Here is a 265-nt window from a genome sequence, read left to right as displayed (position 1 = left end):
ACGCCAATTCGGAACGATTTGCCGGCAACGGCCTGACGAATCCTTTCGGCAGCAATTTCCGGTGACATGCTACCTTTTTCACCGAAAATGATGACGAATTCCTCTCCACCGGAACGAGCGATAAAATCGCTCGGATGAAGAACGTCGACAATACGTTTCGCGATCTCTTGAAGGACCTTGTCGCCAGATTGATGTCCGTGATCGTCGTTAATACTTTTGAATTCGTCGATATCGAGCATTGCGAGTGCTCGATCATTTTTGCCAG

The 265-nt window shown here is 48.3% G+C and carries 1 protein-coding gene; it reads right to left on the bottom strand.

From position 1 onward, the window contains the following. Positions 1-239: GGDEF domain-containing protein (locus SB719_RS20650; RefSeq protein ID WP_412159812.1), on the bottom strand; the 239-nt coding region annotated here is incomplete at its 3' end. Between the last annotated feature and the right edge of the window lie 26 nt (positions 240-265).

The sequence above is a fragment of the Pantoea sp. SIMBA_079 genome, from assembly GCF_046940275.1.
Lineage (GTDB): Bacteria > Pseudomonadota > Gammaproteobacteria > Enterobacterales > Enterobacteriaceae > Pantoea > Pantoea borealis.
The sequence above is the reverse complement of the archived record's forward strand: the minus strand, read 5'-3'. Positions and strand labels throughout refer to the sequence as shown.